We start from the raw sequence: 19,319 nt of genomic DNA on the forward strand, positions 1-19,319 counted from the left end.
TTTAGACCCGTTTGGCCAAGCTGGCCGCCACGCCCACATACGTGGCAGGGGTCAGGGCCAAGAGCCGTGTTTTTTCGGCGGCGGGAATCGCCAGTTTGTGAATCAGACCGTGCAAGTCTTCGCGGGTCACGCGTTGACCGCGTGTGACTTCTTTGAGCTGCTCGTAAGCGCCGCTCACGCCATAGCGGCGCATCACGGTTTGGATGGGTTCGGCCAACACTTCCCATGCGTTGTCCAAATCCGCATGCAAGGCATCCGGGTTGAGTTCGAGTTTGTTCAGGCCTTGTAACAAGGATTGGTAGGCCAACACCGCATAGCCCAAAGCCACACCCATGTTGCGCAACACCGTGCTGTCAGACAAGTCGCGCTGCCAGCGGCTGATGGGCAGTTTTTCGCTCAGGTGGCGCAGCATCGCGTTGGACAAGCCGAGGTTGCCTTCGGCGTTTTCAAAATCAATCGGGTTGACCTTGTGTGGCATGGTAGACGAGCCAATTTCACCGGCCTTCAAACGCTGTTTGAAATAACCCAGCGACACATAGCCCCAAATGTCGCGCGACAAGTCGATGAGGATGGTGTTGGTGCGGGCCACTGCATCAAACAACTCGGCCATGTAGTCGTGCGGTTCGATTTGAATGCTGTAGGGCTGGAACTGCAAACCCAAGCCCAGCGGCGCTGTGGCGGAAGCGGGTGTGTCGGTGGTTTCAATCACCCGCTTGGCAAACGCTTCCCAGTCGAAATCGGCACGGGCCGACACATGGGCGTTGTAGTTGCCCACCGCGCCGTTCATTTTGGCCAACAGCGGTACTTGGGCGATGCGTTGACGCGCGGTGTGCACACGCATCAGGACATTCGCCAGTTCTTTGCCCACGGTGGTGGGGCTGGCGGTTTGGCCGTGGGTGCGGCTCAGCATGGCGTTGTCGGCGTACTGGTGCGCCATGGCGCGAAGTTTGTCTTGCAAAGCATCGATGCCGGGCAACAACACCTGGCTGCGCATGGCCTTGAGTTGCAACGCATGGCTGGTGTTGTTGATGTCTTCGCTGGTGCAAGCGAAATGGATGAACTCCAAAGCAGCGGCAAATTCTGCTTGCAATTGGGGCGACAAGCTGGGCGCTTGGCATTGGGCTTTGAGCCAATACTCGACAGCCTTCACATCATGGTTGGTGGTTTTTTCAATCTCTTTGATGGCCAGGGCATCTGTGCTTGAAAAATGCTGAATCAAATTCATCAAAAAACCGCGAGCCTCGATGCTGAAAGGCTTGAGCTCGGGCATGCCGCTGTCGGCCAAAGCCAACAACCAGGTGATTTCCACCTGCACCCGGCGGTGCATGAAGCCTTGTTCGCTCATGAGCGGGCGCAGGCTGGCGAGTTTGGCGGCATAGCGGCCGTCCAAAGGCGAAAGAGCAGATACAGCATGTTCGGTCATGAATCGATTCTAGGCTGTGCTTTTGTGGGTTTCGTGCAAGCTTGGGTCTATAAAATACGGGCTCAGCCACAACCATGAGTTCCCATGAAATTGATAGGTGCAGTGACCAGCCCGTATGTGCGCAAAGTGCGCATCGTCATGGCCGAGAAGAAACTCGAATACCAATTCATTCTTGAAGATGTGTGGGCCGCCAACACCACCATCGTGCAATCCAACCCCTTGGGCAAAGTGCCTTGCTTGGTCATGGAAGGCGGCGAGGCCTTGTTCGACTCACGCGTCATCGTCGAGTACCTGGACACTTTGTCACCGGTGGGCAAACTGATTCCCCAAAGCGGCCGTGAACGCACCGAGGTGAAAACCTGGGAAGCTTTGGCCGATGGCTTGCTGGACGCCGCCATCACAGCTCGCTTGGAAGCGCATTGGGTGGGTCGCTCGGAAAGCGAACGCAGCCAAGTTTGGATTGATCGCCAACTGGGCAAGGTGCACGACAGCTTGGTGGCCATGGGCAAAGGCTTGGAAGAAAAAGCGTTTTGCACCGGCAACCACATGAGCTTGGCTGACATTGCCGTGGGCTGTGCGTTGGGTTATTTGGATTTCCGCTTTCCCAACATCGATTGGCGCGGGGCGCATCCCAACCTCGACCGCTTGCATGAGAAGCTGATGCAGCGGGCGAGTTTTGTGGAAACGCTCCCCAGCTGATTTCAGCTGTTGACTCTGTTCTTCAGCCAGCGCATCAAGCTGCCCACCAGCGGGAACTTCTCGTACATCTCTTCGGCAGCATCCCAGTAGTCGCGGTGCAGGTCAATGCGCCACACGCCGTCAGCGCCTTGCTTGAACATCAAATGCGAGCCGCCGCGAACACATTGATCGACACCGCGCTGCATGGTTTTGAAGCGGAACAAAAAATCCCACACCACAAAACACTGCTCGCCTTGCACGATGCGGGTGGTTACTACAAAGCGGGGGTTCTCAAGCGCCTCGAACATGTGCTGAAAAATATGCTGCACCTCATTCAAGCCTTGCACTTCTTTGAACGGGTCTTTGAAGCGCACATCCGCTGTGTACCAGTCGTGCAGTTGCGGCAGATGGCTGGGCTGCAGGTGTTCAAACAGGTCGATGATCTCGTGCACACGTTGTTCAGGCATGCTCATGCAGGGTCTCCAAGTTCACATGCGGGTGGCGCGGCGCACCAGCGGGAAATACCAACGGTAGGGCAAGACCCGCAGCAGTTGCAGCCAGCGGGTGAAGCGCTTGGGGAAGTGGATTTCAAACACGCCCTCACGCCAGCCTTGCAGCATGTGTTGCGCGGCTTGCGCAGGCGTCAAGAGGGCTGGCATCTCGAATTTATTTTGCGAGGTGAGCGGTGTGGCGACAAAGCCGGGGTTGACCACGCTCACACCAATGCCGATGTCTTGCAAGTCCATGTAGAGGGCTTCACTCAAGTTGGTGAGCGCCGCTTTGGTGGGGCCATAGGCCAGGCTTTGCGGCAAACCCCGATAGCCCGCCACACTGGAGATGAAACTCAGGTGGCCGCTTTGCTGTTGCAGCATGAAGGGCAATACCGCGTCGAGCAACAACAAAGCGCCGTCGTAGTTCACCAGCCAATGCTTTTGCATCTCGGGCAGGGCATAGCGTTCGGCGCGTTGGGCCTTGTAATAACCGGCGCAATACACCACCACATCCAAGCCTTGCTGCGCATGCAGTTGTTGGGCCGCGGCTTTCATGGCCGCCGCATCGGTCACATCCAAAGGCAGGGCGATGCTGCCCGGATGCGCCGCCACAAATTCGTCGAGCAGCGCGGCTTGCCGAGCTGAGACACACACTTTGGCGCCTGCGGCATGCAGGGCTTGTGCACAGGCCAAGCCAATGCCACTGGACGCACCCACCAACCACACACTGCGCCCGCGCCAGTCGGTGATGGGGGTGTTCAGGGGTTTGAAAAAAGCCATGGCGCTCAAGCCCGCTTGGTGAAGGACAGCGTGACCTCGCCCAAGAAGATGCCGAACTTGCTCATGCTGGCTTTGTTGAGCATGACGCGTTCACTCATGAGGTACATCCAGTCGTCAAACTGCACATGCCAAACCTGACCATCCACTGGTAGCGCCAAGGTGTAGGCCCAATTGAAGGCGTTGCCTCGTGTGCGGCCACTGGCTTGGCCCACCACATCATCGGCGCGGCCCACATAGCGGCCCTCGCCTTGGTGGGTGAGTCGCCAAATCCGTTTTTGTGTGGTGCCGTCCGAATACACAAAGTCTTCGTCCAACACGCCTTCCTCGCCCTTCCAACTGCAGTTCATGACGACGGTGAAACTTTTCACCACTTGGCCCGAGCGGTCGGTGAACACGCCCCATGCATCAACCACGCCGTTGAAGTACTGGCGCAAATCGAGCACGGGTTCGGTTTGAATGTGTTTGTCCAGCGATGGACTGGCGCAGCCCACCGTGGCCAAGGCGGTGGCAGCGGCAGAAGAGAGCATCAAGCGACGTTTCATGGGTGAACCTCAGCAGCGTTGAAATGGGAAGGAGATTTGTACAGCAGCCACCAAGCAGCGGCTTTGAGCAAACAGGGCAACAAGCCATAAGCCAGGCTCAAGGCCAACAAGGCCGGTGCGTCTTGGGCGCCCGCAGAATAGCCCAAAGCTTGCAACAAGGGCAGGCTGACACCGGCAGCCAGTGCCAGATTGAATTTGCTGGCCACTTGCCACCAACCAAAGTAGGCGCCGGGCGGGCTGCTTTGCGCATCAGGGCGTTGCAACAAGCCATTGAGCAAAGCCCCCGGCGCAATCAGGTCCGAACCCAGCGCCACGCCAGACAAGATGCAGATGGTCAGAAACGACAACTCGTCACCGGCCGACAAGGCCAGCGTCCAGATGAACACCGCGATGGCCAAACCCATGCCCCACAGCCAACAGCGGCGCAAACCCCAGCGGGCCATGGCCCGCAACCACAAGGGCATGGACAGCGCAGCGGCGATGAAATAAGCCGCCACAAACACCGTGGTTTGCGCATTACTCATTTGCAATCGGTCTTGCACGAAAAACAAAATCAGCGTGGCAGGCACCGCAGACGCGATGCCATTGAGCATGAAGACTTGCAGCAAGCGGCGAAAGCCCACATGGCCCCAAGGCAGCAACAATTGGCGCCACAGTGAACCACTGTTGACCGCAGCAACCACCGTGGGGCGTGGTGCCCACCACCATGCCCACAAGCCCAGCGCCAACAACAGCACAAACACGGTGACCAAGACCGGCAAGCCCCACAAGCCCGGCAACACCGACGCGCTGATGACGCCCAGCAGCCCCAAGCCTTCGCGCCAACCGACCAAGCGGCTGCGCTCGGTGTTGTCACCTGCAATGCCTGCGCCCCAGGCTTGCAAGGCGATGTTCAAAAAACTGTAGGCCAGGTAGGCGCACAACAACAACACCGTCATCAGCACCAACAAGGCGTCCATGGTGAGCGTGGGCCCCAACAACCATTGCGGGAAAAACAGCCAAATGAAAGACAGTGCCAACACCATCCCGGCCAACAGGCAGCGCCGAAGCAGCGTGGCCGCACCTTTGACCAACAAGCCATCGACCGCATGACCGATGAGCGGATCGAGCAAGCCATCGAGCAAGCGCACCACAAACAGCAAGCCCCCTAAGAGACCCAGGGACAGGCCAAAGTTGGTGGCCACGTGGTGCGGCCAAACCATGTACAAGGGCAAGGCCACAAAAGCCAGTGGCAGCGCGGGCAAACCCAAGCGTGCCAGGGCCAGCGAGGACTGACGTGTCATGCGGGTTTGCGCAAGGTGAACTGCACCACGTCGGTGTTGCGTTCGGCGAAGGCGGCTTCGCAATACGCCAAGTAGAACAGCCAGGTGCGCTCAAACTGGGTGTCAAAACCCAAGCTGGGCAAATCGGCTTGCACTTGCAAAAACGCGACACGCCAACGCCGCAGTGTTTCGGCATAGTCTTGGCCGAATGCAAATTCGTCGATGACTTGCAAACCTGCTGCTTGGGCTTGTGCTTTGAACGCGCTGGTGCTGGGCAAGAAGCCGCCGGGGAAGATGTACTGCTGAATGAAGTCGGTGCCCATGGCGTAGCGCTCAAACAAGGCGTCGTCGATGACGATGCTTTGAATGCAGGCTTGGCCACCGGGCTTCAACAAACGCGCAATGGTTTGGAAATACGTGGGCCAGTAATCACGGCCCACGGCTTCGATCATTTCAATGGAGCAAATGGCGTCATAGGGACCGTCGTTGGTGTCGCGGTAGTCTTGCAAACGCAAATCGGCATGCATGCTTTGGGCATGCAAACGTTCGGTGGCATAGGCGAGTTGCGCTGGGCTCAAGGTGATGCCGGTCACATGGGCGCCCATGTCGCGGATGGCGATTTCCGCCAAACCGCCCCAGCCGCAGCCAATCTCCAACACGCGTTGATTGGGTCCTTGGTCCACACCAGCCATGCGCAGCGCACGGCGCACCTTGGCTTGTTGCGAGGCCGCCAGTTCTTGGCTGTGGTCGCCATCAAACCAAGCGGAGGAATAGGTCATGGTGTGGTCTAACCACAGGCTGTAAAACGCGTTACCCAAGTCGTAATGCGCATGGATGTTTTTGCTGCTGTTGGCCTTGGTGTTGCGCCGCATCCAATGCCGCAACTGGTAAGCCAAGCGGCCCCACCAGGTGCCAAAAATCATGTCGTCCATGGGCCGCCGGTTGACCACCAAAAGCTGCAACAAAGCCGTGAGGTCGGGCGTGTCCCAGTCACCGGCGATGAAGCTTTGTGCAAAGCCAATGTCGCCCGAGCGCAGTGCCGCCCCAAACACCTGCCAGTTGTGCAGTTGCAAAGTGGCTTGTGGGCCGCTTTGGTGGCCAAAGAAAATGGTTTGACCATCGGGCAGTTGCAAATGCAAGCCGCCCACCTGCAAAGACTGCAACATGCGCAGAGCGCGTTTGGCCGGGGAAGGCACTTGTTTGTCCAACAGGGGCAAAGGCAAATTGGAAGTGTTCAAAGTGGTTGTCATGTCAAAGGCATTCAAGCGTCAGCTCGCGAAGCAAATTCAGTGGGCGGTGCGGGTTTGCGCACCAAGGGGACACGTTTGAGCCACAGGCCCAAAGCTTGCCAGTGGATGCGCCATATGACGCCCAGGCTGTGCATCGGGTGTTGCCAAAATGCGCGGCGCAAACCAGCAGCGGTAAGCGGCTGTAACTGACCGCTGACGCTGGTGCGGATCAGCATGCCGCCGTCATCACTGTGGTCAATGCGCACCACGGTGCGCGGTGTGTCGCCTTCGGTGCGCATGAAGCGAAACGCATAACGGCCGTGCACTTCGCAAAACGGTGACACATAAAAAACCTTGTCGGCTTGCATGGTTTGGCCGTAGTGCGGTGCGGGCAGCACATAGCAATGGCGTTCGCCAAACGTGTTGTTCACCTCGGCCACGATGGCGGCCAAGCTGTTGTCAGCCCGGTGGCAATACCAAAAACTCACCGGCTTGAACACATAGCCCAGGACCCGCGCATAGGTGTGCAGCCACACCTCGCCTTGGGCGTCTGTGATGCCTTGCGCGGCAAGCAATTCGTCCAACCAAGCCAAAGCGCCACCGGCTTGGGGGCCACGGCCATCGCCATGGTCTTGGTCGTGAAAAGAAATCCAAGCGCGGCGGTTCACCGCCAAGTCGCCCGCACCATGCAAAGCCATGTGGCGCATGGGCAGCATGACAAACCAGGTGGGATAGGCAAAGCCATGCTTGGATGGCCGCAGCCGCGTGTGCCGCACCTGGCCGGTACCGATCATCAGCGAGTTCAAACGACGGCCTCTTGGTGAATCAGGGTGAGCACACCATTGGCGGCAGCCTTGCCCGCTTTGAAACCATCCTCGTGAAAGCCATAGCCCATCCAAGCCCCGGCAAACCAGGTGTGTTGCTGGCCTTGCAGTGGCGCGAGTTGGCGTTGCGCTTGAATCGCGTTCAGGTCAAACACCGGGTGGTCGTAATCGAATTCACCCAGCACCTGTTGTTCATCAATGGTCGTGATGGGGTTCAAAGACACGAACACATCTTGGTTGAACGGCAGCGGCTGTAATTTATTCAGCCAGTAGTGCAAACACACATGGGCGTTTTCGGTGTGGGCGGCACTGCGCTCATAGTTCCAAGCGGCCCAGGCCAAGCGCTTGTTCGGCATCACGCTGGTGTCGGTGTGCAGCACGGCGCGGTTGGCTTGAAAACGAATTTGGCTGAGCACGTCTTGCTCGGGTGCGCTGGGCTGGCTCAGCAGGCGCAGCGCTTGATCCGCATGGGTGGCGATGATGACTTCATCAAACGCTTCCACACCTTGGGCGGTGAGCAAGCGCACGCCGTCTTCATCCCGCTGAATGCCTTGCACCGGCGCGTTCAAACGCTTGTCGTCAATGTGTTGGGTGATGGCTTGCACATAGTGCTTGGAGCCGCCTTGCACCGTGAACCACTGTGGTCGGTTGTTCACCTGCAAGAGGCCGTGGTTGTCACAAAACCGCACCATGGTGGCGGCGGGGAACTGCAGCATTTGCGAGGTGGGGCAACTCCAAATGCAACCCAGCATGGGCAGCAAATAACCATCACGGAAAGTGTTGCCAAACCCATGTGTGTCTAAAAAGTCTTGCAGCGGTTGCATCAAAGCACCGTCGTTGTGCGCTTGGGCCAGTGTGGTGGCCAGTTTGTTGAATCGAACAATGTCGGCCAACAAGCCCCAAAACTTCGGGCGCAACAAGTTGCTGCGCTGCGCGAACACGCTGTTGAGGTTGGCGCCGTTCCATTCGAGTTTTTGGCCACTGTGGGGCCAAGTCGATTGCACCGAGAAGGACATGTCCGAGTGCGCGGTTTGCACACCCAACTGCTGGAACAAATCAATCAGGCCGGGGTAGGTGCGTTCGTTGTAAACCAAGAAGCCGGTGTCTACGCCGTGGGTGATGTCGCCTTGTGGGCCTGGCAACGTGATGTCGACCGTGTGGCTGTGGCCGCCGAAATAGCTGCCCGCTTCAAACAGGCTGATGCGGGCGTGGCCCCGCAGATGGTGCGCCGCCGACAAACCGGCGATGCCCGAGCCGACGATGGCCACACGCTTGTGCATGTCAGGGGGTTTGCGCGGCCACGAGTTTGTCCACTTCGCTCAAAAAGCCTTTGCTCAAGGGGTCGGTGGTGCTGTTGAAACTTTGCACCTTCTGGCCGTCGCGGCTGATCAGGTATTTGTAAAAGTTCCACTTGGGCGCGGTGTCGGTGAGTTTGGTGAGTTGCTTGAACAAGGGTGAGGCCTCGCTGCCACGCACCGTGGTTTTGCTGAACATGGGGAATTTCACGCCATAAGTGTTCTCGCAGAAGTCAGCAATCTTTTTGTTGTTGTCGGGCTCTTGTGAAAAATCGTTGGATGGAAAGCCCAACACCACCAAGCCCTTGTCTTTGTAGCGGGCGTGCAATTCTTCCAAGCTTTTGTACTGGGGCGTGAAGCCGCAAAAGCTGGCCGTGTTGACCACCACCACCACTTTGCCCGCGTATTGACACAGGTTTTGGGGCTTTTCGTCTTGCAAGCGATCCGCGGTGTGTTGCAACACGGCAGGGCAAGCCGCGGTTTTGCTGGTGTCTGCCCATGCTGTGCTGCCCCAAGCAAGACACGCCAAGAGGGCAGAGTAAGACAAAAAGCGGACAGTGTTTCGGGTTTGTGTGGATTTCATAAGTTCAATCATGCGTTAATTTCAGGGAAGTTGTCTATGACATCTCAAAAAACCATCCAATACCACTGACAATCTTCCCATGAATCCAAACATGCCACATTCCCAGCCCCATTTGTCCATCGCTGCCGTGGAGCGCGATACCGGCATCGGCAAAGACACCTTGCGGGTTTGGGAGCGCCGATATGGCTTTCCCCAGCCACTGCGCGACGAGTTCGATGAACGCAGTTATCCGCTGTCCCAAGTGGAGAAATTGCGCACCATCAAACGCTTGCTCGACCAAGGCTTTCGCCCAGGCAAGGTGGTGGCCATGCCGCTGGAGGATTTGCAGCGCATCAGCATGGCTGAATTGTCCATGCCCAAACGCGTGTCCGCGCACACGAACAGCGCGATCGATCTGCATCTTTTTTTAGACTGCTTGCATGTCCATGACCTGACAGGTTTGCGCGGGCGCTTGCACCAAGCTGTTGTCGATTTGGGCGTCGCCAAGTTTGTCACCGATTTGGTGGCCCCCTTGAGCGCCCTCATCGGCGAGACCTGGATACGTGGCGAACTTGAAGTGTTTGAAGAGCACCTCTACACCGAATGCGTCACCACGGTGCTGCGCCAAACCATTTATGAGCAAACGTTGACAATTCCGGCCCACCCACCGGTGGTTTTGCTCACCACGTTTCCGCAAGAACAGCATGCCCTGGGCTTGCTGATGGCCGAATGCTTGCTGGCATTGAACGGCTGTCGCTGCATTCCGCTGGGCGTGCAAATGCCCGTGGCGGATATCGCCAAAGCAGCGCATGCCCACCAAGTGAACTTGGTGGCCTTGAGTTTCAGCAGCAGCTTGAATGCCAACCATGTGCTTGACGGCTTGAAAGAATTGCGTCAATTGCTGCCCGCGACCACAGGCATTTGGGCTGGCGGTGGCAATGCTGTGTTGCAAAGACGCCCACCCGAGGGCGTGGTGGTGGTGCGCGACTTGGAAGACATCGGCCAACAGGTGCAGGCATGGCGTTCACGCCAAGCTTGAGGGCCAAGGCATGCAAAACGGGGTACGTGGCCCAAGCGGCTGATCGCTCAGTGAAAGACAGCTGACCAGACTGCTTGGATGGCGCTGCTGTGACCCTGCATTGGGGCGGCGTCGCTGCGGCCCACTTGTTCATCCAGCCGCGCTTGGTGCTGCAAGTGGCGCAGTTCCCGGTAGGCGTCAGCGGCCGCCACCCCCAAGCCTTTGGGCAACAAACCCGCGGCTTCGGCGCGATGGAGCAAAGCGATGTTGCCCATGTTGTCTTGCAAACTGGGGTGGGCATGGGCATGCGCCAAGACCAAAAATTGCACCGCAAACTCCAGGTCAATCATGCCGCCGACACTGTGCTTGAAGTCGAACAAGCCAGCGGGTACGCTGTGGGCGGTGCGCATTTTTTCTCGCATCACCATGATGTCCAAGGCCAGTTGTGCCAAGTCACGCGGAGCACACAACACTTGGCGGCGCACCGCTTCAAATTGCGCACCCAGCTGCCTGTCGCCAACGCAAAACCGCGCACGGGTCATGGCTTGGTGTTCCCAGACCCAAGCACTGTTGCTGCCCCTTTGTGCTTGGTACTCGGCAAAGGCATCCATGCTGCTGACCAACAAACCGGCGCTGCCATTGGGCCGGAGCGCGGTGTCGATTTCGTAAACATCGCCTTCGCCGGTTTTCAGGGTCAACCACTGGATCAATTTGCGGGCAAACAGGGCGTAGATTTCAGGTGCTTGCGGATGCTCGTCTTGGAACACAAACACGATGTCCAAATCGCTGCCGTAGCCCAGCTCTTTGCCGCCCCACTTGCCATAGCCTATGACTGCAAAACAAGGCGTTTCACGGTGCCTTGTTTTGACCAGTGGCCAGACCCAGGAGGCCGCCACTTCAACGATGGCGTCAGCCAAGGCGCTCAAGTCATCGGCCACCTGCTCGACCGACAAGTGGCCTTCCAGGTCGCGCGTCAAGGTGAGAAACAACTCGGCATGGTGAGCGCGGCGCAGCAGATTCAACAGGCTTTCATCGTCATCGGCTTGGGCCGATTGCAAAGCCTGGTAGCGGGTTTGCAGGTTTTGTTTGAACAGGGGTGCGTCAAAGCGCTCGTTCAACATGCTGGGGTCGGCCAGCTCGTCGATCACGCCCGGGTGTTTCATCAGGTACCGCGCTGGCCAACGCGCCGCGCCCAACAAGCGCAGCAGCTGCGCATGCACCGAGGGACGCTCTAGCAACAAGGCCAAGTAGGTTTCGCGCCGCAGCAGCGGCTCCATCCAATCGCTCCAGCGCACGGCCGCGGTTTCACTGATGACGCCTTGGGTGACCCACGATTGGGTGCGTTGCACCAGCTTCAACAAGCGCTGCAAGGCTTCATCGCGCAGGGCCAGCACACGCGGCAGTTCCGCCCAGCGGGCAATGCGGCCATGCAGCTCGGGGCTCAAGCCCTCGAGCAGCATCTCAAAGTCGGTGGGTGTGCTGCTTTGGGCCGTGTTCGGACTGTCGTCTTCGTTGCGCAGCAAGCGCTCGAACTCTTGTGCTACCGCGTCGCGGTGTCGTTGCAGCTTTGCTTGCAAGGCCGTGTTGTCGGGCAGCCCCAAGGACTGTGCAATCCAATGCAAATCCTCGTTGTTCGTGGGCAGTTGGTGGGTTTGTTGGTCGTCCAAATACTGGATGCGGTGCTCGACTTGGCGCAAAAACACATAAGCCTCTTGCAGGGCCAGTGCAGTCTCGGCGGGCATCAGTCGCGCTTGCACCAAGGCCGTCAAGGCTTGCAGCGTGGGGCGCATGCGCAGCTCGGGGAATTGACCACCGCGCACCACTTGCAAGAGCTGCACCGTGAACTCGATTTCACGAATGCCACCGCGCCCCAGCTTCACATCGTTGGCGCGTTCGGGCCGCGTGGCACTGCGGCGTTGCGATTGCAAGCGGATTTGCTGGTGCAAGACCCGCAGCGCCTCGAACACGTTGTAGTCGAGGTAGCGACGAAACACAAACGGCGTGATGATGTCGCGCAAAGCAGGCACCTGGTCGATGCAGGCGGCGGGTGCCACCACCCGCGCCTTGAGCCAGGCCAAGCGCTCCCACTCGCGGCCCTGCACTTGGAAATACTCTTCCAGTGCGGCCAGCGACACCACGCTGGGCCCGGATTCGCCATTGGGGCGCAAGGCCAAATCCATGCGAAACACAAAGCCGTGCTCCGTGGTGTCGCCAATCAGGGTGTAGAGCTGTTTCACCACCCGATCAAAAAACACCTGGTTGTCGACCACGCCGCTGCCATCAGCCAAACCTTGTGTCTGACCCTCTTCGTCATAGATGTAGATCAGGTCGATGTCGCTGGACACGTTCAACTCGGCCGCGCCCAGCTTGCCCATGCCCACGATCCACAGTTGCGCCACATTCCCTTGCGGTGTGCGTGGCAAGCCATGGCGCAGCGCCACACGTTGCGTGGCTTCTTGCAAAGCCAGGTCCAGACTGAACTCGGCCAACCAGGTCATGGTTTGAGTGACCGTTTGCAACGGCGCTTGCTGTTCGCAGTCCAGCACCACCAGCCGCTCCATCACCAGCTGCCGCAACACACGCAAAGCATCTGCAGGATCAGGCCATTCGATTTGCAAACTGGAGAAACATCTGGCCAACATCTCGGGGTTGGGTGTCCCGGCTGGCAACTGCAACAGGTGTGCCGCATAGCGACGGCGCAAACGCTGCACCAGTCGAGAGCCTTCAGCGCGGGGATCGAGGGAGTTGTTCATCGCTGCTCAGTGGATACGTGTTTGCCTGTGATAATTCAAATTGCTTAAACCATTCGCCCGCCATGCCCGACACAACGTCACTGCCCAAGCCCCTGCCCGCTGGACTGCGCTGGTATGTCAGGCTGTCCAAATGGATGCTGGGCTTGGCCTTGTCTTTTTGGGCGTTGTTGTTGCTGGCCAGTCTCGCTTTGCACTTTTTGATTGTGCCGCGAATCATCGACTGGCGAACCGAAATAGAAGCCGCTGCCTCCAAGGCCTGGGGCGTGAAGGTCAGTATTGGTCAATTGACGACCGTCTCGGATGGTTTGGTGCCCTCGGTCGAAGTCAGCGATTTTGTGTTGCGCAACGCCCAAGACCAAGAGGTTTTGCGACTGCCCAAACTGCGTGCGAGTTTGTCACCAGCCTCGTTGCTGAGCCTGAAACTCGAACGCATAGAACTCGACGCCCCAGAGTTGGAAGTTCGGCACAACGCGGATGGGTCTTGGCAGGTGGCCGGTTTGGCCCTTGGCGCCTCAGACTCCTCGGCATTCGCCGATTGGCTGCTGCGCCAACCCGAGTTTCAAATCCACCAAGGTCGGCTGCGCTGGGTTGACGATTTCAATCAGCAACCAGCGGTGGCCTTCAGCGATGCCAGCCTGTTGATGCACAACGGCTTGCGCAGCCACGAATGGCGTTTGGATGCAACGCCGCCTCCAGACTGGGGCCAGCGGGTGAGTCTGCAAGGCCAGTTCAAGCAGGCGCTGCTCAACCGCCACGCCAGTGACATCAGCACATGGCAAGGCCGTCTCTACGCTGAAATGCCGCAAATTGATTTGGCCAAGTTGTCGGTTTATGGCCAAGCCTGGCGTGGCGTTGCCCTGACCCAAGGCCAAGGCTGGCTGCGTGCTTGGGCCGATTGGGACCGTGGCGTGTGGCGACAGCCGACCTTGGATCTGGGTTTGCAGCAAGTCAAGTTGCAATGGTCGCCTGAGGTCGTGCCCCTTGAATTGCAAGCGGTGAGCGGTCGCCTGCATTTCAATGTGTGGACAGAAGGCCTGGGTCATGAACTGCGCACCCAAGATGTCCAACTCACTTTGGATGATGGCCAAACCTGGACCAGTGGCAACAGCCGCTTGGCTTGGCACAACGAAGGCCCTCGCTTGGCGCAAAAGGGAGAGTTGCAAATTGACAGTGTCAACTTGGCCGTGCTGGGCCGTTTGGGTGAGCGTTTGCCCCTGCCTGTTGATTGGCGGCAACTGCTCGACCAAGCCAAACCACAAGGTCAATTGACCCAGCTGGACTTGCGATGGTTTGATGTGAACACCCCGGCTGTTCAATTCAACGTCAAAGGTCAACTCGATGGTTTCAGCTTGCAGTCTTCGGCTCCCAACAGCCCAGCGCAGGCGCTGTGGTGGCCGGGGGCACAAGACGCGCAATTGCAGTTTCAATTCAACGAACATGGCGGCAAGGCGCAGGTGGCCATCGACAACGGCAGCTTGAGCTTGGTTGATTGGTTGGCAGAACCGCGGATTCCACTGCAACAAGCCAAGGCCGAATTGGCCTGGGAGCACAGGGACCAGCGCTGGGTCTTGCATGTCCACAAAGGCCAATTGAAAAACGATCTGGCCCAAGGCGACTTCAATTTGACTTGGCGCCAGGGCGAGGCCAAGAAACCTTTGGGCGATCTGGATTTGAAGGTCGATATCCAGCGCTTGGATGCACGGGCGTTGCACCGCTACTTGCCCCAAGCCATGGACGCATCGGTGCGCCAGTATGTGCGGGAGGCGATTGGGGCCGGTGTCTTCAGCCAAGCCAAGTTGGTGTTGCAAGGCCCCATCGATCTGTTCCCCTTTGCCAAAAGCAGCGACGGCGTGTTCACCATCAACGCGCCCTTTCAACAAGCGCAGTTTCAGTACGTACCCAACCCCAGCGCCAACTTGAACCGCAAGCCCTCCCCCTCTTGGCCGGGCTTGCAGCAGTTCTCAGGCGAGTTGCAAATCAACCGCAACCGCTTGCAAGTCAAATCCGGGTCGGCTCGCATGGGGCCCGCCGGGATGTTGCAGGTCTCCAAGCTGGATGTGCAAATCAATGACATGAACGACCCGGTGGTCGACATCAATGCGGTGGTGAAAAGCCAGTTGATGGACGCCTTGCAAATGGTGCGCAGCACGCCGTTGGTGGACCAATTGGGCAACACCTTGGACGGTGTGCAAGCCACCGGCGTGGCTGAACAGCAGTTGCGCATTGCCGTGCCCTTGAGCAAGCCCAGTCTGGCGCGGCTGCAAGCCAACCTCAAGCTCGATGGCAACGATCTGCAATGGGCGCCGCATCTGCCGCGTTTGTCCAAGCTGCGCGGCAATCTGATTTACAGCGAGTCGGGTGTGCTGGCCAACGGTGTGCGGCTGCGGGTGCTGGGCTCGGACGCCAAGCTTGATGGCGGTTTGCGTTTCAACGACAGCCTGACCGATGGACCGACCCGCTTGGTCTTGCAAGGCGGGGTCAGTGTCGAGGCCTTGCAACAAGCCCCCGAACTGGGCAGCTTGGCCAGTGTGGCGGGGCTGCTGCGCGGCAGCACCTCGTATGTCGCCAGCTTGGGCTTGCGCAATGGTCAAGTTGAATATGCCCTGAGCAGCAACCTGCAAGGCATGGCCTTGGAATTGCCCGAGCCCCTGAACAAACCGGCTGCTGCTGCTTGGCCCTTGCGGGTCGACAGCCAGTTGCTGCGCAGTGCGGGCAAGTCGGCCCCGCTGGAACAACTCAGCTTCACCATGGGCTCGGTGTTGTCGGTCAAGTATGTGCGCGATGTGTCGGCCGCCAGCACCCAGGTGCTGGGCGGATTGCTGCAACTGGGCACGGTGGTTGAGAGCAAAGACCAACCGGACAAAATGGTGTTGGCCCAAATCCGGCACCCCAAGTTCAATGTGGACGAGTGGCAGCAGGCCTTGAGCCCGTGGACCGATGCCGAGCCTGAGAAAGGGGGCGCACCGCGCCAGGTGCTGGCCGTGCACGCGCCCAGCCGCATTGAACTCAACACGCCCGAGCTCACCTACCTCGGGCGCAACTTCAAACAAGTGCAAGCGGTGGCCGAGAAGCAGGCCAAGCTGTGGCGCATCCAGGCCAAGGCCACGGAATTGCAAGGCAACGCCGAGTTCCGTCCGGCCCAAGACAACACGTCAGCCAGGGTGGTGGCGCGATTGAACTACCTGGTGGTCCCGCCATCGGTGTTGGAGGAGGTGGAAACCTCGATGGCCGAATCGCCCAAAGACATGCCTGCCTTGGACATCGTGGTTGACAACCTGGAAGTGCGCGGCCTTGCCTTGGGTCGCGCCGAGATCGATGGCTTTGCCCGCACCAACCTCACCGGCGGTCGCGAATGGGTGCTCAACAAATTCAACCTGAGCACGCCCGAGGCCAAGTTCCAAAGCAAGGGCCAATGGGGCGGCCCCGGCAAAGCCGCGGCCAAACGCTCGCAACTCGACTTCACCTTGGAGATCCAAGACTCGGGAGAATTGCTGGAGCGCTTTGGCCACAAAGGCGCGATTCGCGATGGCAAGGGCCGCATGGCCGGTCAAGTGGGCTGGCAAGGGTCGCCGTTTTCGCCCGACTACACCACCATGGCCGGGCAATTCACGGTCAACATCGAGCGCGGCCAGTTTTTGAAAGCCGACCCCGGTGTCACCCGCTTGTTGGGCGTGTTGAGCTTGCAGTCCTTGCCACGCCGCTTGACCTTGGATTTCAAAGACTTGTTCAGCGAAGGTTTTGCCTTCGACTTTGTGCGCGGCGACGTGTTCATCGCGCAAGGCATTGCCAGCACCAACAACCTGCAAATGAAAGGCGTCAGTGCCGCCGTGTTGATGGAAGGCCGCGCCGATATTCAGCGCGAAACCCAAGACATCAAGGTGGTGGTGGTGCCCGAGTTGAATGCGGGCACGGCGTCGTTGGTGTACTCGGCGATCAACCCGCTGGTCGGTCTCACCAGCTTTTTGGCGCAGTACGTGTTGCGGCGCCCCCTGATGAAATCCAACACCCAAGAGTTTCGGGTGGAGGGTTCTTGGAAAGAACCCAAGGTGACAAAAGTGGAGCCTGCGTCTGGCAAGAAAGAACCGGAGACCAAGCCATGAAAGCCGCCTTGTTGCAAATGGTGTCGGTCACCGACATGCCCGCCAATTTGGACGCGGCCGAACGCTTGCTGGCGCAGGCTGCCCAAGCGGGTGCCGAGCTGGCCGTGTTGCCCGAGTATTTTTGCCTGATGGGCCGCCAAGACAGGGACAAACTCGCCATCGCCGAACGCTTTGGCGAAGGCGTGATGCAAACACGTTTGGCCCGCATGGCCGCGCAATACGGTGTGTATTTGGTGGCGGGCACCATGCCCTTGGCAATCGACGGAGACGACTTGCATGTGCGCAACGCCAGTTTGGTGTTCGGGCCGCAAGGCCAGTGCCTGGCCCGCTACGACAAGATCCATTTGTTTTATTTCGACAACGGCCAAGAGCGCTACGACGAAGCAGCCGTGCTGCAGGCCGGTGACACCCCCGTGTGTTTCGATCTGCCCTCCAAAGACGGCCACACCTGGCGCATCGGTTTGAGTGTGTGTTTCGATGTGCGTTTTCCCGCGCATTACCAACAGCTTCGCGCCATGGGTGCCGAGTTGTTGCTGGTGCCCAGCGCCTTCACCCACACCACCGGCTCGGCGCATTGGGAGGTGTTGTTGCGGGCCCGCGCCTTGGACAACCTGGCTTGGGTGGGCGCGGCGGCGCAGGGCGGTGTGCACGAGAACGGTCGGCAAACCTGGGGCCATTCGATGTGGGTGGATCCTTGGGGTCAGGTGCAAGCGGTGCAGCCCACGGGCGAGGGCTGTGTCATCGCCGAACTCGACATCGCCGCGCTGCACCAACGTCGGCTGCAATTGCCCGCCGTGCTTTAGTCGGGGTCTTTGTCGTCGGGTTTGTTTTCGCTGCGCCCCGACATGGTCCACCACACGATCAAGACCAGAATCAAACCGGCCCCCAAGGCTTCAAGCAAAATCAACCACATGTTTGTTTCCTGTTCAGCAAGCCGCACTGTAAATCGCTTCCAACACTGGGGCTTGCCGCATGGGCTTTCGGCCCTGCGTGATGGGGCTTCATTGGCCAGGATTGAACCCACCTGGTTTGGCATGTGGGCGTGGTCTTTCCATCGTGTGGTGCTGGCTGTGGGTGTGTGTGGTGCGCTGTGGTTGGCGGGTTGCGCCGCGCCGCGTGTGTTGCCAGAACCTGCCCCTGTGTCCAGCCCTGCCGCCGAGCCTGTGCCCAGTGCCGCACCCACCGCGCCGCCCCCGCTTAGCCTGCCTGCGCCCAGTGCCAAGCCGCCGCCACCTCCCCCCGAAGCTTTTGGCAAAGACGTGCGCAAAAGCCGATGGGTGCCGGTGGGCTGGGACGAGTTGCCTGGCTGGGGCAGCGACCCGATGGGCGATGCTTGGGGCGTGTTGCTGGCCAATTGCGAGCGCCCGGGCAGCAGCATGGCGCCGCTGTGCCCCGACATTCGCCGCCTGAGCATCGCCAGCGAACAAGAACAAAGCCAGTGGCTGATGCAACGGCTGCAGCCGCACCGCTTGGAGAGCTGGGAGGGCGAGGCCAATGGCTTGCTGACCGCCTATTACGAGCCGATATTCGAGGCGCAACGCCTGCCCAGCGACAACTTCGCCACACCCTTGTTCGCCGTGCCCGCCGGTTTGAAGCCGGGGCAGCCGTGGTTCACCCGGCAAGAGATCGACACCTTGCCGGCGGCGCAAAACGCCTTGAACGGCAAAGCCATTGCGTGGCTGGCCGACCCGATTGACGCCATGGTGTTGCACATCCAGGGCTCGGGGCGCTTGCGCATCACCGAGGCCAATGGCCAGGTGCGCACGGTGCGCATCGCCTATGCCGCCAACAACGAGCAGCCCTACCAAAGCATTGGCCGCTGGCTGTTGGACAAGGGCGAGCTGAAGGATGCTTCTTGGCCGGGCATCAAGGCCTGGCTGCAGCGCAACCCGCAGCGGGCGCAGGCGCTGCTGTGGCAGAACCCGCGCTATGTGTTTTTTCGCGAAGAGGCTTTGCCCGATCCGCTGGTGGGGCCGCGCGGGGCCCAGGGCTTGCCGCTGACGGCGGGGCGTTCCATCGCTGTCGATCCGCAAAGCCTGCCCTATGGCACGGCGCTGTGGCTGGTGTCGCCCGGCCCCACCCAGCAGCTGCAACGCTTGGTGGTGGCGCAGGACACCGGCAGCGCCATCGTTGGCGCGGTGCGGGCCGATTGGTTTGCCGGTACCGGCTTGGCCGCTGGCGAGCTGGCGGGGCGCATCAAGCAGCCGCTGCGGATGTGGGTGCTCTGGCCCAAGTAATTGGGGTCAGTTTCCAATTAAGTCACAACAATTGGGGTCAGATTCCAATTTATTAACCCCGACTTGCCCGCCGCACTGGGCTCAAACGCCGCTCACCGCAGCGGAGCTGCAACGTTCGCTACGCG

15 protein-coding genes are annotated in these 19,319 nt (G+C 59.4%); 5 read left to right on the top strand and 10 right to left on the bottom strand.

The features are described from left to right. Nucleotide 1: 1 nt before the first annotated feature. Nucleotides 2–1,423 (bottom strand): adenylosuccinate lyase, encoded by a 1,422-nt coding sequence (gene purB / locus AC8GFP_RS06815; protein ID WP_506611568.1) that lies wholly within the window; start codon nt 1,421–1,423, stop codon nt 2–4. 84 nt (nt 1,424–1,507) lie between these two features. On the opposite strand from purB, the gene AC8GFP_RS06820 reads away from it, so the two are divergent. Next, nucleotides 1,508–2,122 (top strand): glutathione S-transferase N-terminal domain-containing protein, encoded by a 615-nt coding sequence (locus tag AC8GFP_RS06820; protein WP_506611569.1) that lies wholly within the window; start codon nt 1,508–1,510, stop codon nt 2,120–2,122. Nucleotides 2,123–2,124: 2 nt separating this feature from the next. Here AC8GFP_RS06820 and AC8GFP_RS06825 read toward each other — a convergent pair whose 3' ends face one another. From AC8GFP_RS06825 to AC8GFP_RS06860, 8 genes are read right to left on the bottom strand one after another with little or no spacing between them, the layout of a single operon-like run. Next, complete coding sequence (locus AC8GFP_RS06825) at nt 2,125–2,574, bottom strand: nuclear transport factor 2 family protein (RefSeq protein ID WP_506611571.1); 450 nt, start codon at nt 2,572–2,574, stop codon at nt 2,125–2,127. Nucleotides 2,575–2,589: 15 nt separating this feature from the next. Continuing rightward, entirely contained in the window at nt 2,590–3,372 is a 783-nt protein-coding gene (locus AC8GFP_RS06830) for an SDR family NAD(P)-dependent oxidoreductase (protein WP_506611573.1), read from the bottom strand. A 5-nt stretch (nt 3,373–3,377) separates the two neighbouring features. Next, complete coding sequence (locus AC8GFP_RS06835) at nt 3,378–3,914, bottom strand: DUF3833 domain-containing protein (protein ID WP_506611574.1); 537 nt, start codon at nt 3,912–3,914, stop codon at nt 3,378–3,380. After that, the gene (locus AC8GFP_RS06840) at nt 3,911–5,197 is read right to left on the bottom strand and encodes an MFS transporter (protein WP_506611575.1); all 1,287 of its coding nucleotides are present in this window, start codon (nt 5,195–5,197) and stop codon (nt 3,911–3,913) included. The genes AC8GFP_RS06835 and AC8GFP_RS06840 overlap by 4 nt, the downstream gene beginning before the upstream one ends. Beyond that, nucleotides 5,194–6,426 carry a class I SAM-dependent methyltransferase gene (locus tag AC8GFP_RS06845; protein WP_506611577.1) on the bottom strand — a complete coding sequence of 411 codons (1,233 nt, stop codon included), beginning with the start codon at nt 6,424–6,426 and terminating at the stop codon, nt 5,194–5,196. Before AC8GFP_RS06845 ends, AC8GFP_RS06840 begins: the two co-directional genes overlap by 4 nt. An 11-nt stretch (nt 6,427–6,437) precedes the next feature. Then, the gene (locus AC8GFP_RS06850) at nt 6,438–7,199 is read right to left on the bottom strand and encodes a DUF1365 domain-containing protein (protein WP_506612303.1); all 762 of its coding nucleotides are present in this window, start codon (nt 7,197–7,199) and stop codon (nt 6,438–6,440) included. 8 nt (nt 7,200–7,207) lie between these two features. Next, complete coding sequence (locus AC8GFP_RS06855; RefSeq protein WP_506611578.1) at nt 7,208–8,509, bottom strand: NAD(P)/FAD-dependent oxidoreductase; 1,302 nt, start codon at nt 8,507–8,509, stop codon at nt 7,208–7,210. Nucleotide 8,510: 1 nt separating this feature from the next. Further along, the gene (locus tag AC8GFP_RS06860) at nt 8,511–9,107 is read right to left on the bottom strand and encodes a glutathione peroxidase (RefSeq protein ID WP_506611580.1); all 597 of its coding nucleotides are present in this window, start codon (nt 9,105–9,107) and stop codon (nt 8,511–8,513) included. A gap of 91 nt (nt 9,108–9,198) precedes the next feature. On the opposite strand from AC8GFP_RS06860, the gene AC8GFP_RS06865 reads away from it, so the two are divergent. Then, the gene (locus AC8GFP_RS06865) at nt 9,199–10,125 is read left to right on the top strand and encodes a MerR family transcriptional regulator (RefSeq protein ID WP_506611582.1); all 927 of its coding nucleotides are present in this window, start codon (nt 9,199–9,201) and stop codon (nt 10,123–10,125) included. Nucleotides 10,126–10,172: 47 nt separating this feature from the next. Here the strand turns inward: AC8GFP_RS06865 and glnE are convergent, their stop codons facing one another. After that, nucleotides 10,173–12,857, bottom strand: coding sequence for a bifunctional [glutamate--ammonia ligase]-adenylyl-L-tyrosine phosphorylase/[glutamate--ammonia-ligase] adenylyltransferase (gene glnE, locus AC8GFP_RS06870; RefSeq protein ID WP_506611584.1), 2,685 nt, complete (start codon nt 12,855–12,857; stop codon nt 10,173–10,175). Between the two features lie 62 nt (nt 12,858–12,919). Between glnE and AC8GFP_RS06875 the strand changes: the two genes are divergently transcribed. The 3 genes from AC8GFP_RS06875 to mltA all read left to right on the top strand — a co-directional run bounded on the left by AC8GFP_RS06875 (nt 12,920) and on the right by mltA (nt 19,194). Continuing rightward, the gene (locus tag AC8GFP_RS06875; protein WP_506611586.1) at nt 12,920–16,957 is read left to right on the top strand and encodes a YhdP family protein; all 4,038 of its coding nucleotides are present in this window, start codon (nt 12,920–12,922) and stop codon (nt 16,955–16,957) included. Beyond that, complete coding sequence (locus tag AC8GFP_RS06880; protein ID WP_506611587.1) at nt 16,954–17,760, top strand: carbon-nitrogen hydrolase family protein; 807 nt, start codon at nt 16,954–16,956, stop codon at nt 17,758–17,760. Before AC8GFP_RS06875 ends, AC8GFP_RS06880 begins: the two co-directional genes overlap by 4 nt. Nucleotides 17,761–17,991: 231 nt before the next feature. Beyond that, nucleotides 17,992–19,194: a murein transglycosylase A gene (mltA, locus tag AC8GFP_RS06885; RefSeq protein WP_506612305.1), complete on the top strand. Its 1,203-nt coding sequence runs from the start codon at nt 17,992–17,994 to the stop codon at nt 19,192–19,194. The last annotated feature ends 125 nt before the right edge of the window (nt 19,195–19,319 follow it).

The organism is Limnohabitans simekii (SeqCode), assembly GCF_965234735.1.
In the GTDB taxonomy this organism is placed as follows: domain Bacteria; phylum Pseudomonadota; class Gammaproteobacteria; order Burkholderiales; family Burkholderiaceae_C; genus Limnohabitans; species Limnohabitans simekii.

Bases quoted from the DNA above. Each gene is read 5' to 3' on its own strand.
- purB (WP_506611568.1), bottom strand. From the start codon at position 1,423: ATGACCGAACATGCTGTATCTGCTCTTTCGCCTTTGGACGGCCGCTAT.
- AC8GFP_RS06820 (WP_506611569.1), top strand. From the start codon at position 1,508: ATGAAATTGATAGGTGCAGTGACCAGCCCGTATGTGCGCAAAGTGCGC.
- AC8GFP_RS06825 (WP_506611571.1), bottom strand. From the start codon at position 2,574: ATGAGCATGCCTGAACAACGTGTGCACGAGATCATCGACCTGTTTGAA.
- AC8GFP_RS06830 (WP_506611573.1), bottom strand. From the start codon at position 3,372: ATGGCTTTTTTCAAACCCCTGAACACCCCCATCACCGACTGGCGCGGG.
- AC8GFP_RS06835 (WP_506611574.1), bottom strand. From the start codon at position 3,914: ATGAAACGTCGCTTGATGCTCTCTTCTGCCGCTGCCACCGCCTTGGCC.
- AC8GFP_RS06840 (WP_506611575.1), bottom strand. From the start codon at position 5,197: ATGACACGTCAGTCCTCGCTGGCCCTGGCACGCTTGGGTTTGCCCGCG.
- AC8GFP_RS06845 (WP_506611577.1), bottom strand. From the start codon at position 6,426: ATGACAACCACTTTGAACACTTCCAATTTGCCTTTGCCCCTGTTGGAC.
- AC8GFP_RS06850 (WP_506612303.1), bottom strand. From the start codon at position 7,199: ATGATCGGTACCGGCCAGGTGCGGCACACGCGGCTGCGGCCATCCAAG.
- AC8GFP_RS06855 (WP_506611578.1), bottom strand. From the start codon at position 8,509: ATGCACAAGCGTGTGGCCATCGTCGGCTCGGGCATCGCCGGTTTGTCG.
- AC8GFP_RS06860 (WP_506611580.1), bottom strand. From the start codon at position 9,107: ATGAAATCCACACAAACCCGAAACACTGTCCGCTTTTTGTCTTACTCT.
- AC8GFP_RS06865 (WP_506611582.1), top strand. From the start codon at position 9,199: ATGCCACATTCCCAGCCCCATTTGTCCATCGCTGCCGTGGAGCGCGAT.
- glnE (WP_506611584.1), bottom strand. From the start codon at position 12,857: ATGAACAACTCCCTCGATCCCCGCGCTGAAGGCTCTCGACTGGTGCAG.
- AC8GFP_RS06875 (WP_506611586.1), top strand. From the start codon at position 12,920: ATGCCCGACACAACGTCACTGCCCAAGCCCCTGCCCGCTGGACTGCGC.
- AC8GFP_RS06880 (WP_506611587.1), top strand. From the start codon at position 16,954: ATGAAAGCCGCCTTGTTGCAAATGGTGTCGGTCACCGACATGCCCGCC.
- mltA (WP_506612305.1), top strand. From the start codon at position 17,992: ATGTGGGCGTGGTCTTTCCATCGTGTGGTGCTGGCTGTGGGTGTGTGT.